This window comes from Arthrobacter sp. Soil782 (genome assembly GCF_001428435.1).
GTDB classification, from domain to species: Bacteria; Actinomycetota; Actinomycetes; order Actinomycetales; family Micrococcaceae; genus Arthrobacter_D; species Arthrobacter_D parietis.
In genome coordinates, this window is the sequence record NZ_LMSO01000001.1 from 549,688 (window position 1) to 564,650 (window position 14,963).

Genomic DNA, 14,963 nt, shown 5'->3' on the forward strand with positions numbered 1-14,963 from the left:
GCTAACCTTTCAGGGCGCCGGACATGGCAAACGAGCCACCGAACACACGCGAGACGAGGATGTACAGGACAATCACGGGCAGTGCATAGAGGATCGAGAATGCGGCCAGCTGCCCGTACGCGACCGTCCCGAACTGCCCGAAGAACCGGAAGATACTCACCGCTGCGGGCTGGTTCTCCTGCGAGAACAGCAGGATGAACGGCACAAAAAAGTTCCCCCACGCCTGAATGAACACGAAGATGAACACGACGCCGAGTCCCGGCCGCATCAGCGGCACCACAATGTGCCACAGCGCTTTCATGGCGGACGCGCCATCTACCCACGCCGCTTCCTCGAGTGACACCGGCACTGAATCCATGAAGTTCTTGGTCATCCAGATGGCCATCGGCAGGGACGTCGCGGCGAGGAAAAACGTGGTCGCGGCGAGTGAATCCAGCAGGTTCAGCTGCACAAACAGGCTGTACACCGGAACCATGATCGCCGTAATCGGCAGGCAGGTGCCAAACAGCACGGTGTAGAGGAACGGTCGGTTGAACCGGGTGTTGAAGCGGGACAGCGGGTAGGCGGCCAACACTGCGGCAATCACGGTCAGCGCCGCCGATCCACCGGACAGGATGAAGCTGTTCCACAGCGGCACAAACGTCTGTTCCGGCGTCAGAATGGCGGTGAAATTGGCCAGCGAGAAGGACGCCGGCAGGGCAGTCTCGTACGTCGCTTCAGCATCGAAGGACGCCAGCACCAGCCAGCTCAGCGGCACCACGAAACACAGGGCGATCACGGCCAGAACAACACTGGCGCTCCAGCTGGCCGCCCCGCGGCGCAGGCTGCGGGCACCCTGGCGGACGCTGCGGGACCGCTGCGAATCCGGGGGCGCCGCCGTCGTCGTCGTACTGGAAACCGGCCCGCTCATGAGGGTTTCCTCTCGCGCAGCAGGCGGATGTACGCGAGGGAGAACGCGGCGCCGATGATCAGCATGACCACCGCGATCGCCGTGCCGTAGCCGATGTCGCTGTAGCGGAAGGCTTCCTCGTACGCCATGATCGGCAGGGTGGTGCTCCGGTTGGTGGGCCCGCCGGCGGTCATCACGTAGATCAGCGTGAACACGGCGAGGGTCTGCAGAGTGATCAGCATCAGGTTGGTGGCGATGCTGCGCCGAATCATCGGAACGGTGACGAAAACCAGCGTCTTGGCCCCGCCCGCCCCGTCGATTTCCGCGGCCTCAGTGATCTCCTTCGGCACGTCATTAAGCGCCGCCTGGTAGACCATCATCGAGAACGCGGTCCCCCGCCAGATGTTGGCGAGAATGATCGCGAGCATCGGATGCTCAAAGAGCCAGTCCACCGCCGGCAAGCCCGCAAAACCGGTGATTTGATTCAGCGTCCCGTCCCGGAAGAAGAACGCGTACGCAACAAACGCTGCCACGATTTCCGGCAGCACCCACGCTGCCACCACACACACGCCGACGACGGCGGCAACCGCCTTGTGTGCCCGCTGCATGAGCAGTGCGAGGCCAAGTCCAAGGAAGTTCTGCCCAATCACGGCCGACACCAGCACAAAGACAACGGTGAGTAGCAGTGACTGCGGAAAGAGCGGGTCGGCAAAGAGAGTGGTGTAGTTTTCCAGGCCGATCCACTCGGGGTTCTTCGCGTTGGGACCGGTCAGGGCGGCATTGGTGAAGGACCCGTAGAAGGACCAGATGATCGGCCCGGCCAGAAAGATCCCGATAAGGATGATGGCCGGCGCGAGGGGTATGAGCTTCAACGCCGACGCCAGGGAACGGGAGGCCCGTCCGTTACGCTCCCGCTCCTGGCTGTTGTTCCCGCTGCCGCCGCGGCGCGCGGCGCCGGAGGACGAACCGCGGGAAGTGACCGTGGAGGAGATGGCTACTCCTCGACGACGTTCTCTTCGCCGACGATCGCCGTCAACGCCTCGTCGTACGTTGCCGCCGCTTCCTCGGGAGTGGCTCCTCCAGTGATGACGGCCTCGGTGGCTTCCTGCACCGCTGTCGAAATCTCGGCATAGTTGGAGGTTGCGGGCCGGTAGTTCGTAACATCAAGCACCGCCGAGACATCCGCCACGAACGGGTTTGCGTCAAGGTACTCAGGCGCTTCCGCAATGTCAGTACGCACGGCGATCTGCGAGCTGTCCACCGTGTACTGCAGCAGGTTTTCCTGGCTCATGGCGGTGGTGAGGAACTCGAAGGCGAGGTCCGGGTTCTCCGTGCCCGCACCGACTGCCAGCGTCCAGCCGCCGGACATGCTGGTGGCGCCGGGCTCCTGTCCGTTCTGGGTGGGGAACGGAGCAACGCCCATCACGTCCGCGTATTCCGGCCACTCGAACATGCCACCTTCCTGCCAGAACGACGGCGCATAGGAACCTTCCACCGTGGCTGCCATCTGGTTCTCGGGCAGCATGGTGCCGAGGACTACCTGCCACACGTTGGGATCGAGGGCCTCGGCCGGGGTGACGGCGAATTCCTCGTCATAGAGAGTCTTCAGGAACGCCAGTGAATCGACGAAGCCCTGTGATCCGGCGATCCACTTCGATGACTCGTCATCATAGAGACCGCCGCTTTCAGTGCCGTAGAGCAGCTCGTAGAAGCTCTGCATGACGGTGCCTTCACCGGTGCCGGTTCCCGCGTACATGCTGAACGGCCGGGAGTCGGGCTGCGCTTCCTTGACGGTACGTGCCATTTCGAGGAGGTCATCCCATGATTCGGGCTGCCAGGGAACCTCGATCCCGGCGTCCTGGAGCACCTGCTTGTTGTACCAGATGACCCGGGTGTCGGTGCCGAGCGGCACCGCGTAGGTGCCGCCGTCGTCCGCCTTTCCTGCTTCCTTTGCGCGCTCGTTGAAGGCGTCCCACTCATCCCAGCCGGCTAGGTGTTCGTCGAGATTGAGCAAGTACCCGGCCTCAACGTCGGAGCGGAGGCGGAAGGTGTCCTCATAGAAGACGTCCGGAGCGGTATCCGGCGAGCGCTGCGAGAGCGCAAGGCGGGTGTTGTAGTCCTCATCAGTGCCCTCGACCGGCTCAAGTTCCACGGTGACGCCCTCATTGGCGGCCTCGAACTGTTCCTTGGTGGTCTGCATGAGGGTGTCCAGCGGAGAGGCCTCGCCGGCCTTCTGGTAGATGATCCGCAGGGTGTTGTCCGTGGCCTCCTCCTCTCCGCCGCCGCCTGCGCAGCCGCTGAGGACGAGGAGCGCGGCAACCGCCGCTGCTGGGAGGGTTCGAGAGGCGCCGCGCATGGTTTCTCCTTTGAAACTTAGGCATCGGGAGACTTCCGATACCGGAAATAGTACATCGAGTGGATTTAACCCACAATCCCCGCTTGAAAGAGCAGGACACGCCCTCATGGCCAACCATTCAGGGCGTGTCCTGCCAAATCAACGGTGGTGGAAACCAGCCTAGAGCCTGCCGCCTACAGTTCCGCGAGCAACTCCTTCATCTCCTCGATTTCCGCCTCCTGCGTTTCGACGATGTCTTCGGCGAGCGCAATGGCCTCAGGGTTCTCGCCGTTCTCGATTTCCTCCTGTGCCATGTCCACGGCTCCGTTGTGGTGAGCGGTCATGGACTCGAGGAACATGCGCGCTGCCTCCTCGCCCTGGGCGACCTCAAGCTCACCCATCTGGTCCTCGCTCAGCATGCCGTCCATGCCGTCCTCGCCGTCAGCAGATTCCATGTGGTGGCCCTCAACCGGCTCTCCCCAGGCATCGAGCCAGCCGGTCATCGTCTCGATTTCGGGCGCCTGGGCGTCCTTGACCTGGGTGGCCAGCTCAGTGATCTCGGGGCTGAGGCCGTCCTTGGCGAGAACGACGTCGCTCATCTGAACCGCCTGCTCATGGTGGGGAATCATCATCTGCGCGAACATTACGTCGGCGTCGTTATGCTCCCCGGACACCTCACCGCCGGATGAGCCGGCTGCTGATTCACCCGGATCGGCAGCCCCACAGCCGGCAAGCACGACGACGGCGGCAAGGCCGAGCGCTGACAGGGATAGGTAACGCTTCATGATGGTCTGATCCTTCTGGTTCATTGGGTGATGCGGTCTGGGTTGAGGTCGATCCTGCGCAGCAGCTGCGCATTCAGCGCAACCACAATGGTGGAGACGCTCATCAGCACGGCCCCGGCAGCGGGCGAGAGCACGATGCCCGCAAAGGCGAGCACTCCCGCCGCCAGCGGAACGGCGAGGACGTTGTAGCCGGTGGCCCAGACGAGGTTCTGGATCATTTTCCGGTAGCTGGCCCGGGACAGGTCGATCATCGCCAGCACCGACCGCGGATCATTTCCCGCAAGCACGACGCCGGCAGATTCCATTGCGACGTCGGTGCCCGCACCGATCGCAATCCCCACTTCCGAGCGGGCCAGCGCCGGAGCGTCATTCACGCCGTCGCCGACCATAGCCACCTTGAGCCCGCGTGACTGCAGCTCGGCTACCTTGGAGTCTTTGTCCTGCGGCAAAACGTCAGCGAAGACCTCATCGATGCCCAATTCGGCACCCACAGCCTCAGCCACCTGGCGCGCGTCTCCGGTGATCATCGCAACCTTGACTCCGCGATCCTGCAGCGCCTTCACGGCCGCCCGGGACTCATCCCGTACCCGATCCTCAAGCCGGAGCACACCAATGATGGCACCGTCCCGGACCACGTGCAGCACCGAAGCGCCGCGGCCCATCCACTCCTGGACGGCGCCGCTCAGGTCCGGCGGCGTATCGAGGGAGAGTTCCCGGAGCAGGTTGGGGCCGCCGACAGCGATCCGGGAACTGTTGACTACCGCCTGCACTCCCCGTCCCGTCATTGACGAGAACCCGGTGCCACGGAAACCGAAGGCTACGGCGTCAGGATTGTCCGCTGTCGCCTGCACAATGGCACGGGCCACCGGGTGCTCGCTGTCGGATTCGGCAGCGCCGGCCAGGGCCAGCAGTTCCGCCTCTGCAACACCGCCGGTGGCGGCGGCAGCGGTCACCGCGTGACGGCCTTCGGTGAGCGTGCCCGTCTTGTCGAACAGCACGACGTCGATGGTCCGCATGCGCTCCAGCGCCATCCGGTTCTTGATCAGCACTCCGCTCTTGGCCGCGCGCTCCGTGGAAATGGCAATGACCAGCGGAATCGCCAGGCCGAGGGCGTGCGGGCAGGCGATCACCAGCACGGTCACGGTCCGGATCACCGCATCATCCGGACTGCCGAGCAGCAGCCAGGCAATGAAGGTGAGGATGCCCGCGGTGAGCGCAAAGTAGAACAGAAGCGCTGCCGCACGGTCAGCGAGGGCCTGCGCCTTGGAGGAGGAGGCCTGGGCTTCGGCGACCAGACGCTGGATACCGGCCAGAGTGGTGTCGGAGCCGACGGCGGTGACGCGCACCCGCACGGCGTTGTCCGTTGCGACCGTGCCAGCCACCACTTTCTCGCCGACGGCGCGGGAGACGGTGCGGGACTCACCGGTGATCATCGACTCATCGAACTCGGCGGCGCCGTCGACAATGTCGCCGTCGGCCGGAACGCGGGCACCGGAGCGGACCAGGACTATATCCCCGCTCGCGAGCGAGCTGACCGGCACAGTCTCGATACCGGCGTCGGTCACCTTGTCCGCCTCATCCGGCAGGAGTGCCGCCAGGGCGTCGAGGGCGCCGGCGGCTGAGCCGAGGGCACGCATTTCCATCCAGTGGCCCAGCAGCATGATCACCACCAGCAGAGCCAGTTCCCACCAGAAATCGAGGTTGAAGTTCCCGATCCCAAGGGTGGTGATCCAGGACGCGATGAAGGCGACGCTGATGGCCATGGCAATCAGCAGCATCATGCCGGGCTGACGGGACTTCAGCTCGGAAATGCCGCCCTTGAGGAACGGCGCACCGCCGTAGAGGAAAATGATGGTGCCCAGAATCGGTGAGATCCACAGTACGCCGGGAAACTCGGGCGGTGTGTAGCCGACGATTTCCGCGAACATGTGGCTGAACAGGACAACGGGGACGGCCAGGACCAGGCTGATCCAAAACCGATTTTTGAACATCGCGGTGGAGTGCCCGGCATGCTGGCCATGCGTATGCACTCCAGAATCGGCGTGGGAGGAATGGTCGAGGTGTTCCGGCGTTTCATGGTCCGCGACCTGCGCACCCGCGTGGCCGGAAGTCTGGTGTTTCATGATGATTCCCTTCGGCCCTCAGGAAAAGCCTTCCGAGGGACCTGGAAAGTCAGGCGTTGATGGAGGAATGTTTGGCCTGCCGCTGAACATCAACCAGATGAGCGACGGCGGCATCGAATGACCTTCAAGGAGTATGCGGCCCGGTGAGCGGGCTCGGACTTCCTGACTCCGGTACCAGTAAGCTATACCCCCAGGGGGTATCCGTCAACCCCGGAAATTTTGCGCACCTCCGGTGACTTCCACGGCATGCAAAGTCACCGGAGGTGCGCAAAAATCAAGGGGAAGCTAGCGCGCCAACATCAATCGCTCGGCCCGCGGACCCAGCGTCCGCTCAAGCATGAGGCAGGCGGCTCCGACGGCCGCAACGTCGTCGCCGATCCCGGTGGAAACCACCTCCACCGGATGGATACTCCGCGCAGCCCGGAAGTCCAATAACGACGACGGCACCACCTCCAGGTACCGGTTCGCCAACGGCGCCCAGAACGGCCCGCCGAAGACCACGCGGTCGACGTCGAGCACGTTGGCGAGGACCGACACAGCGCGGGCCGTGCGCACGGCAGCAGTGGTGATGATGTCGCAGGCGATCCTGTCCCCCGCCTCCGCCGCTGCGCACAACCGCACGAGCCCGTCTGCCACATCGCCGCTGCGGTGCCGCTCCGCGCTCAGCACGCCGGCGCGCTCGGCTTCGCGCACGAGCGACTGCGGATCACATGTCACCGCAATGCATCCGCGCATCCCGCAGGCGCACTCGGGGCCGTTGGGGTCCGTCACGATGTGCCCGATCTCCCCGGCATTGCCTGAGGTTCCGCGCAGCACCTCACCGTCCACCACTATGCCGCTGCCGATACCCGTGCCGATATAGACGAAGACGAAGCTCTGCGTGCTCCCGTGGCCGCCGCCCCAGATCTCCGCAACCGCTGCCGCTGTCACATCCTTCTCCACGAAGACCGGCATCTCGGTGGCCTCCGCGAGCGCATCCCGCAGCGGAACACGGTGCCAGCCCATCAGGAGGGGAGGGTCGACGACGGCGCCCGCCGGCTGATCGATCGGCCCCGGAGGTGCCACCCCGATTCCTTCGATGCGGGTCTGGTCCACGGATGACTCGGCGAGCAGGGCGCGTACCTCACCGGCAATCGCGTCGATGATCTGGCCCGGCTCGGTGCCAAGCGGTGTATCGCGCACCCGGCGGTGCAGTACCACCCCCATCAGGTCCATCAGCACCACCGTCATCAGCGCAGGGTCCAGGTGCACGCCGACGGCGTACCGGCCGGATGGATTGATGCGCAGGATGGTCCGCGGCTTACCCGGTCCGCTGCCGGATTTGCCGGCCTCCACGATCAGTTCCTCGGAGAGCAGGCGCCGGGTGATGTTGGAGACGGCCTGCGGTGACAGGCCGATCAGATCCACCAGTTCAACCCTGCTGAGGCCCTCGCTGGACCGGCGGATGGCATCGAGAATGACACTCTGGTTAAAGTCCCCCATCCGGGGAAGATTGGTGCCACGGCGCACGTTCGGGCCTTTCGTCGGGGCGGCTGATGCACGATCCTACCGTTCCCTGTCAGCGGGACAACCGGCACATCGCTAGACTCGGCAGAACCTGCTGTACCAACGGTCTGCAATATTGAACACAAGGGGACGAGTCTTGCGCGCAACCAGCGAGATCACTACTACCGGGGGCACTGCCCTGGTGGTCGACTCGGACATCGACCTACTCAACCAACTTGCCGGCGGCCTGCGCAACGCCGGTTTCACCGTAGCCGCGCACAGCACAGTCAGCCCGGCCATCGAGGCGGCGCGGGAGCTCACGGCTGATGTCGCCGTCGTCGGTGCGGACATTGCACTGGAGTATCTGGCGACCATCGCCAAGGAAGCCGACCACCTGCTGCCGCGGAATATCCCGGTGGTGCTGACAGCGAAGTCGGCCGAGCAGGTGACGTCCCATCCCGAGCTGGCGATGCGCTCCAGCGATTACCTGCTGCTGCCGATTGCCTCCGAGGAGCTGCTGCACCGGGTCAATACCGCGATCCACCGTAACCGGCTTCGCGAAGAACGGCGGAATGAATCGGCGTTCCTGCGGGACCGGGTGCGGCGCATCTCCGACGACATCCGCCAGACCAACGAACCAGCGGACATGGTTGAACTGGCCTTGCGGGGAATCGGTGAAGCACTCGGCGCTGAGGACGTGACCCTTCATACCTTTGACGACGCCCGGGTTTCCTACGGTGGTGCCCGCTGGCAGCGCGGTGTCGGAAGCGCTCAACCGAATGACGTCAGTGAATTACTGGATGAGCTGTGGGTGCTCGGGACTGAGCTGTGGCGTACCTCGGGTTCCCTCGCAGTGATCGCCGGGCAGCTCACTGAGGTTCCGGATACGCTGCCCAAAATTCACGCCAGAATGGAGGGTTTCGACAGCAGCGGCCTGCTGCTGCCGATCGGCGAGGGCGCTACGCCGTTCGGCCTCCTATGGATCGTTGCAGACCGCGGCGCGCGCAAGTGGTCGGGTGCCGAGATCGCCCTGCTGCAACACTTGCTCGGGAACCTTGCCCACGGGATGATCCAGGGCCAGCTGATCGTCGGCCAGCAGCAGGTGGTGGACAGACTCCGCGAACTGGATGCAGCCAAGAACGGTTTTGTGGCCACGGTGCACCATGAGCTGCGCACTCCCCTCTCCTCGATCCTCGGGTACGTTGAGCTGCTGCAGGACGGCGACGGCGGTGATCTGCCCGCGCCGGCGGAGAAGATGCTGAAGATCATTGAGCGCAACGGTCAGCGCCTGAGCAGCCTCGTGGAGAACGTTCTTGCGTTGTCAGTGCTCGACGCCGGTACGGCGCTTGGCCGCACGTCGATTGATGTGGTTCATCTGCTTGAGACGGTTACCGCAGACCTGCTGCCGCTCGCTGCCAGGAAGAACGTCTCGATTCAGGTCCTGCCTACTGATCAGGCGCTGTATGTGAACGGCATGTGGGCGCTGCTCGAGCGCGCTTTCGTGAATGTGCTGTCCAACGCGGTGAAGTTCAGTCCCGACGGCGGGAAGGTCACCGTGAGCTTCACAACCGAGAGCGGCGCAGTGCAGGTGACGGTCGAAGACGCAGGCATGGGTATTCCAGCAGACGAGCTCCCCCAGCTGCTGACCCGCTTCTACCGCGCGACCAACTCGGTGGCCGCGGAGATCCCCGGTACCGGGCTGGGCCTGTCGATAGCTGCCGAGGCTGTGGAACGGCACGGCGGATCGCTGGTCATCCAGTCCGAGCTGGGCGAAGGAACCACGGTGGTCATCGAGTTGCCGCGATCATGAAAGGTTCATCCCATGGGTACTGACTCCTTCGAACGCACGGCCGTGGTGGTGGAGGATGATCCCGACATCCGCGAGCTCCTGGTGCTCACGCTTTCGATGGTGGGGTTCAACATCATCGAAACTGCGAGTGGAAGGGAAGCGCTCGCCCTGGTCCGGGAACATAAACCGGACCTGGTGACCCTGGACCTGAACCTGCCGGATCTCGACGGCATGGAGGTCTGCCGCCAGCTGCGGCCGGAGACCGATGCCTACATTGTGATGATCACGGCCCGCGTCGAAGAAATTGAGCGGGTATTGGGCCTGGAGATCGGGGCAGACGACTTCATTATCAAGCCGTTCAGTCCGCGTGAGGTGCGGGCAAGGGTTGCGGCTATGTTCCGCCGTCCGCGCTCCTTTGTCGACAGCGGGTCGGGGTCACGGGACGCTGTGTCACGGGACGCGGCTGGAACTGAAGCTGCAGCGGGGAACGCAGTTGACGGCGTCGTCGTTCATGGAAGTCTCTCGGTCGATGTTGAGGGAAGGGTGGCGCGGCTTGGGGGTGAGGAGCTGCCGCTGACCAAGATTGAGTTCGATCTGCTCGCAACGCTCATCACCGGATCCCGCCGGGTGTGGACCCGGGAGACCCTGCTTGAGCGTGTGTGGGGTGAGGGGTGGACGGACGATCATCACCTCGTTGAGGTGCACATCCGGAATCTCCGGAAGAAGCTCGGCGAGGACACCCGGGAGCCCCGGTTCATCAAGACTGTTCGGGGCGTGGGCTACCGGATGATCCCGGTGGAGTGACGCCGGTCGACTAATGCTCCGGTGTCTTTTGCTCCGGTCGCTAGTACTCCGGTCGCTAGTACTGCGGTCGCTAGTACTGCGCGCAGGCCGACTACGTGCTGGAACAGGTTGGCAGTTTGGTGCGCAGGGCGTCTTCTCCGACGTCGAAAAGATTTGTCCGGTCTGCGGGATCAGGCGGGAAGTTGGTGACTGGGACATAACCGGTGTCCTGTCCCGCTTCAATCCTGACTGCGCTTCCAGTGTCACCGGCCTGCGTTTGGGCTTCCGGAACAAAGCAGAGGGCGGTTGCCACGTCCCCCTCGCGAATCATACCCACCATGACGTCTTCGAGGGGCTCCAGGGAAATCAGGACGTCCTGGAGAGCTGAGATCTCCATACTGTTGGGCGCAGGAGCGGAGCTGCTGGGAGCAGGAGTCGAGGCGGACGGGGACTGTGGCTCTGACGATGACGGTGACACCGGGGAGGGTGTCGGTGCGGATGCTGTCGGTGTCTGCCTCTGCGTCGGTGGGGATGTCGGCGAAGTCGAGACAGGCGAAGCCGCACAACCGGCAGCGAGTAAGGCCGCTGAAACCGCAAGGATTCCCGCTGATCTCTGGGTGCTATATCGCGACAACATCTTCACCACGGTATCCCCACAGCGGACGGCATGAATCACGTTCCGGCAACCATTGGATAACTGATCGGCAAGCTCAATCGAGGGTCGCGTCCTCCGGCCCTGACAGCAACATGAGGAACCGCTCGGCTTCACCCACGAGTGCCGGCAGGCAGCTCATTTCGCGGCCGCCGCGGAAGTCGGACAAGCACCGGTCCGCGACGTACTGCAGTCTCGGGGCTCCGACCATGGTGGCGCCAACGTTGAGGCTCAGGAGAGTACCCTCGGCGTCTTCGAGGTTCTTGGAGCTCTTTGACCGAAGATCCGCCTCAAGGTCCCGGATGCGCTTGGGCAGGAGCCGGGCAAAGTTGTCCCGGTAGCGGAGGGCATCGGCGAGAGTCGCCAGTTCCTCACCCAGTTGTGTGATGACTTCGGGACGGTGCACCGGCAGGTTTGCGGGAACACAGTCCTCAAGTGCTTCAGTCGATGCCGCCCGGGCCAGTGCGGGCACACCGGATACTGCCGAGGTTCGTTTGTTCTTCAGCCAGGCCACCGCACTTGCTCCCAACCCGTCAAAGAAGTCGACCTCCGGGCCGGCGAACGGTCCGGTCCGGAGGAGTCTTCCTCCACTGTGACCCATCCAGATCAAGCCACTATGCGCTTTTGGCCGAAGCTTTCCTCAAGAATGGTCAGATCCAGAGCAATCCGAAACCCGCTGCTGTGTTGAACTAGAGTCGTCAGGAATGCGGCGACGTGAAGCTATAGCGTCGTGAAGCTATAGACGAGTCAGCGGGAGCAGAGGGAGGACGCGTAGATGGCCGGCACATCGCCCAAGCGGCCCCCCACCGCGCAGGCCTTCGCCCTCGCTGAGCTGCGCCGCATGATCATCGCCGGTGAAGTCCAGCCCGGCGAGCCGCTGCGGCAGGACGCCCTCGCCGAACGGCTTGGCGTCAGCAGGGTTCCGCTGCGCGAGGCGTTCAAGATCCTCGAGGGCGAGGGGCAGATTGTCTACGAGCCGCATCGCGGGTTCAAAGTTGCCCGGCTCTCCCTCGCGGACCTTCTTGAGACGTACCGCATCCGGCAGCTCCTGGAGACTGAAGCCGCGTACGCCGCCGTGAAACGTGCCGACAGCTCGGTGCTGCAGGCGATGAAAGACGCCGCCCGCGAAGTCGAGGCGGCCAGCGCCGCAGCGGACATCCTGCCCATGACCGAAGCCAACCGCCGGTTCCACTTTGTGCTGCTTTCCGCCTCGGGGATGCCGCGGCTCGACCGGCTCATCCAGGTCCTCTGGGACGCCACTGATACCTACCGGTTTGTCTACTATGGCGTTCCGACCAACCGCCACCTCGTCGAGGAAGAGCACAACCTCATCATCGACGCCTTCGCGGACCGGGACGCCGACCGGCTCGTCAAGCACATGGATGAGCATCGCGACCACGCCGTGGACGCCCTCCGGAAGTTCCTCGACGCCAAGTAGGAATCCGGACGAGGTGATGAGCGATCCGGACTCAAGTTGGAGCAAGTTGGTCCGAAGTGTCTCACCCAAGGCTGGCATACAGGGAATAATGCACCGCTTTGTCCAGGTTGCTCGCCCCTACTCAGTAACATGTCACACTCTCGTAACACTCCTCCGAACCCCTCCCGCAACGAAGTTACCTCTGGTAACTTCTCGTGTGTGACCGGGGTTACATTCCGTCCCATTTTTGTATACAATCTCCAATAGCGCTTATTTCGATGACACCAACAACGACGACGCAAAGGGATCGCATTTCGTGGAGAACTGGCTAGGACTCACCGATCGGCGCGTGCTGATTGCAGGAGCCGGCGGCATCGGGGAAGCCTGTGCCGCTGCCTTCACCGCAGCTGGTGCCCGCGTGGTCGTCGCCGATATTGACGAGTCACGCCTGACGGCCCACGAGAACGGCCTCACCGCAGACTTCTCCACCGCCGAAGGCTGCGAGAACGCTGTCCAGGCAACGGTCGAAGTACTCGGCGGCATCGACATCCTCCTCCACGCGGTCGGCATGAACCAGCGGGTCCCGGTCCTCGACACTGCGGACGAGGACTGGCAGCGCACCCTCGACATCAACCTCTCGAGCGCCTTCCGCCTCGGCAAGGCCGCGGGCAAGCACATGGTCAGCGCAGGCTGGGGCCGCCAGATCTACTGCTCTTCAGTCTCGGGCCTCCTCGCCCATCCGGATCACGCCCCTTACGCGGCCAGCAAGGGCGGCATCAACCAGATGATGCGCGTCATGGCCCGCGAATGGGCCTCCAGCGGCGTGACCGTCAACGCCATAGCCCCCGGCTACACCGAAACGGATCTCACCCGCACCCATCTGGACAAGCCCGGCGTCCGCGAGCACTACACCTCGCTGGTTCCAGCAGGGCGGCTCGGCAGTGTCGATGACCTCACCGGCCCCGTGCTCTTCCTCGCCTCCGAGCAGGCCTCCTTTGTCACCGGGCATGTCCTCTACGTGGACGGAGGGCGGACCCTTGTTTAACCACTTCCCCCTCCTGCAGCCCGCGGACCTGTCACCGGACCAGCAGGACCTCTACGAAAAGATTACTGCCGGCCCGCGCGCCAACGGTCCGTTCCGGATCATGCACGACGACGGCACCCTCGCCGGCCCGTTCAACGCCCTCCTCTTCGCACCGGCAATCGGCAACGCGGTCCAGGAACTCGGCGCCGCGCTTCGATTCGGCGGCGAACTCCCCGACCGCACCCGGGAACTGGTGATCTGCGCTGTCGCGGCAGCCCTCAATTCCGAGTACGAGTGGTACGCGCACAGCCGGGCGGCCGTCGTCGTCGGCGTTTCAGCGGAGGAACTGAGCCAACTGCAGGCAGGCAGCGTCCCGGCGAGCGTCTCCGACAGCGAGGCTGCAGCCCTCGAACTCACCCGCGAACTGGTGACCGAAGCCGGAGTGAATGAAACCATCCGCGCCACCGCACAGAAGCACTTCGGGCACAGCGGGCTCACCGAAATTTCAGTCCTCGTAGGGTACTACCGCACCCTCGCCGGACTGCTTGCCGTGGCTGACGTCCCAGCCCCGGCTGACACCGCTCCAGAGGAGGGGCACCAGCAGTGAAGATCACACCCATGAAAATCAACACCGCACCAAAAACCCAACACATATCAAGGGAGATATCCATGACCAGCACCTCGAACAAGGTCCGCGGATCGCGCATTGCTGCCGCCGCACTCCTTGCACCGGCACTGTTCCTGAGCGCCTGTGGAAGTCCGGCACCCAGCGGAGGAGGTGACGGCGGCGGCGCGGACAGCGGCGAAGGCGGCACCCTGTCCATCGCAACCGGCGGCACCGGCGGCGTCTACTACCCGCTGGGCGGCGGTTTCGCGACTGTCATCCGCGAGAACGTTGAGGGCTACGACGCCACGGTCCAGGAGACCAACGCGTCGGTAGACAACATCCTGCTGCTCGAAAGCGGGGCCGCTGACCTCGCCCTTGCCGTGGGCGACGTCGTTGCGGATGCCGTTGAAGGCGTCAATGACTTCGAGGGCAAGGCCCAGGAGATCTGCTCGCTCGGCAACGTCTACAACAACTTCCTGCAGCCCGTCACGGTTGAGGGCACCGGAATTCAGAGTGTCGAGGACATGAAGGGCAAGGTCGTCTCCGTGGGCGCACCGGGTTCGGCTACCGAGGTTGCCGCAATCCGTACCCTGGAGGCAGCCGGACTGGATCCCGAAGCTGACATCGACCGCCGCCAGCTCGGGGTTGCCGAAACAGTGGCAGCCCTGCGTGACGGCACCATCGACGCCGGTTTCTGGTCAGGCGGGCTGCCCACCGGCGCGCTGATCGACCTCGCGGCCGACGGCGACATGGTGATTGTGCCCATCGGAGAGTACGCAGCTTCGATGGCCGAGGAATACGGCGAGTACTACGTCGAGCAGGAAATCCCCGCCGAGACCTACGAGGGACAGACTGAGCCGATCTCCGTGATCGCCTCGCCGAACATCCTTGTTGCTCCGTCCAGCATGGATGAGCAGCTCCAGGAGGACATCACCACCGCACTCTTCGAGAACAAGGAACAGCTCATCCAGGTCCACCCCGCCGCGGAGGAGATGGACGCCGCCACCGCCGGTGACGTGCCCTTCGTTGAGACCTGCCCAGGCGCCCAGGCGTACTACGACCAGGCCGGCTAAG

General features: G+C 64.0%; 16 protein-coding genes. 8 read left to right on the top strand and 8 right to left on the bottom strand.

Annotated elements, in window-relative coordinates; translation table 11 throughout:
- Position 1: 1 nt before the first annotated feature.
- The 5 genes from ASH00_RS02625 to ASH00_RS02645 all read right to left on the bottom strand — a co-directional run bounded on the left by ASH00_RS02625 (position 2) and on the right by ASH00_RS02645 (position 6,132).
- The gene (locus ASH00_RS02625; RefSeq protein WP_082565850.1) at positions 2 to 910 is read right to left on the bottom strand and encodes a carbohydrate ABC transporter permease; all 909 of its coding nucleotides are present in this window, start codon (positions 908 to 910) and stop codon (positions 2 to 4) included.
- Positions 907 to 1,761, bottom strand: coding sequence for a carbohydrate ABC transporter permease (locus tag ASH00_RS02630; protein ID WP_318532998.1), 855 nt, complete (start codon positions 1,759 to 1,761; stop codon positions 907 to 909). Before ASH00_RS02630 ends, ASH00_RS02625 begins: the two co-directional genes overlap by 4 nt.
- A 122-nt stretch (positions 1,762 to 1,883) precedes the next feature.
- Positions 1,884 to 3,245 carry an extracellular solute-binding protein gene (locus ASH00_RS02635; protein ID WP_056544610.1) on the bottom strand — a complete coding sequence of 454 codons (1,362 nt, stop codon included), beginning with the start codon at positions 3,243 to 3,245 and terminating at the stop codon, positions 1,884 to 1,886.
- 173 nt (positions 3,246 to 3,418) lie between these two features.
- Positions 3,419 to 4,009: a DUF305 domain-containing protein gene (locus ASH00_RS02640; protein WP_056546529.1), complete on the bottom strand. Its 591-nt coding sequence runs from the start codon at positions 4,007 to 4,009 to the stop codon at positions 3,419 to 3,421.
- A 20-nt stretch (positions 4,010 to 4,029) separates the two neighbouring features.
- A complete protein-coding gene (locus tag ASH00_RS02645) occupies positions 4,030 to 6,132 on the bottom strand; it encodes a heavy metal translocating P-type ATPase (protein ID WP_056544612.1) in 2,103 nt (700 codons plus the stop codon).
- On the opposite strand from ASH00_RS02645, the gene ASH00_RS17095 reads away from it, so the two are divergent.
- A complete protein-coding gene (locus tag ASH00_RS17095; RefSeq protein ID WP_268760477.1) occupies positions 6,131 to 6,253 on the top strand; it encodes a hypothetical protein in 123 nt (40 codons plus the stop codon). The two genes, ASH00_RS02645 and ASH00_RS17095, sit on opposite strands and share 2 nt — an antisense overlap.
- 164 nt (positions 6,254 to 6,417) lie before the next feature.
- On the opposite strand, the gene ASH00_RS02650 is transcribed toward ASH00_RS17095, so the two are convergent.
- Positions 6,418 to 7,614: an ROK family transcriptional regulator gene (locus ASH00_RS02650; RefSeq protein ID WP_056546532.1), complete on the bottom strand. Its 1,197-nt coding sequence runs from the start codon at positions 7,612 to 7,614 to the stop codon at positions 6,418 to 6,420.
- 160 nt (positions 7,615 to 7,774) lie between these two features.
- Here ASH00_RS02650 and ASH00_RS02655 point away from each other — a divergent pair, with 160 nt between their 5' ends.
- Both ASH00_RS02655 and ASH00_RS02660 read left to right on the top strand, forming a co-directional pair.
- The gene (locus ASH00_RS02655; RefSeq protein WP_056544615.1) at positions 7,775 to 9,427 is read left to right on the top strand and encodes an ATP-binding protein; all 1,653 of its coding nucleotides are present in this window, start codon (positions 7,775 to 7,777) and stop codon (positions 9,425 to 9,427) included.
- A gap of 12 nt (positions 9,428 to 9,439) precedes the next feature.
- On the top strand, positions 9,440 to 10,210 hold the full coding sequence (locus tag ASH00_RS02660) for a response regulator transcription factor (RefSeq protein ID WP_056544619.1): 771 nt from the start codon (positions 9,440 to 9,442) through the stop codon (positions 10,208 to 10,210).
- 91 nt (positions 10,211 to 10,301) lie between these two features.
- On the opposite strand, the gene ASH00_RS02665 is transcribed toward ASH00_RS02660, so the two are convergent.
- On the bottom strand, positions 10,302 to 10,586 hold the full coding sequence (locus ASH00_RS02665) for a hypothetical protein (protein ID WP_056544622.1): 285 nt from the start codon (positions 10,584 to 10,586) through the stop codon (positions 10,302 to 10,304).
- A gap of 4 nt (positions 10,587 to 10,590) precedes the next feature.
- Between ASH00_RS02665 and ASH00_RS02670 the strand changes: the two genes are divergently transcribed.
- Complete coding sequence (locus tag ASH00_RS02670) at positions 10,591 to 10,860, top strand: hypothetical protein (protein WP_056544625.1); 270 nt, start codon at positions 10,591 to 10,593, stop codon at positions 10,858 to 10,860.
- 39 nt (positions 10,861 to 10,899) lie between these two features.
- On the opposite strand, the gene ASH00_RS02675 is transcribed toward ASH00_RS02670, so the two are convergent.
- A complete protein-coding gene (locus ASH00_RS02675) occupies positions 10,900 to 11,442 on the bottom strand; it encodes a hypothetical protein (RefSeq protein WP_056544628.1) in 543 nt (180 codons plus the stop codon).
- A 174-nt stretch (positions 11,443 to 11,616) separates the two neighbouring features.
- On the opposite strand from ASH00_RS02675, the gene ASH00_RS02680 reads away from it, so the two are divergent.
- The 4 genes from ASH00_RS02680 to ASH00_RS02695 all read left to right on the top strand — a co-directional run bounded on the left by ASH00_RS02680 (position 11,617) and on the right by ASH00_RS02695 (position 14,962).
- On the top strand, positions 11,617 to 12,279 hold the full coding sequence (locus tag ASH00_RS02680) for a GntR family transcriptional regulator (RefSeq protein ID WP_056544631.1): 663 nt from the start codon (positions 11,617 to 11,619) through the stop codon (positions 12,277 to 12,279).
- Between the two features lie 226 nt (positions 12,280 to 12,505).
- Positions 12,506 to 13,303, top strand: a complete 798-nt coding sequence (locus tag ASH00_RS02685; protein ID WP_235563128.1) for an SDR family NAD(P)-dependent oxidoreductase — start codon at positions 12,506 to 12,508, stop codon at positions 13,301 to 13,303.
- Positions 13,296 to 13,889, top strand: a complete 594-nt coding sequence (locus tag ASH00_RS02690) for a carboxymuconolactone decarboxylase family protein (protein WP_056544637.1) — start codon at positions 13,296 to 13,298, stop codon at positions 13,887 to 13,889. The genes ASH00_RS02685 and ASH00_RS02690 overlap by 8 nt, the downstream gene beginning before the upstream one ends.
- Positions 13,890 to 13,951: 62 nt before the next feature.
- Positions 13,952 to 14,962 (top strand): TAXI family TRAP transporter solute-binding subunit, encoded by a 1,011-nt coding sequence (locus ASH00_RS02695; RefSeq protein WP_056544639.1) that lies wholly within the window; start codon positions 13,952 to 13,954, stop codon positions 14,960 to 14,962.
- Position 14,963: the final 1 nt, after the last annotated feature.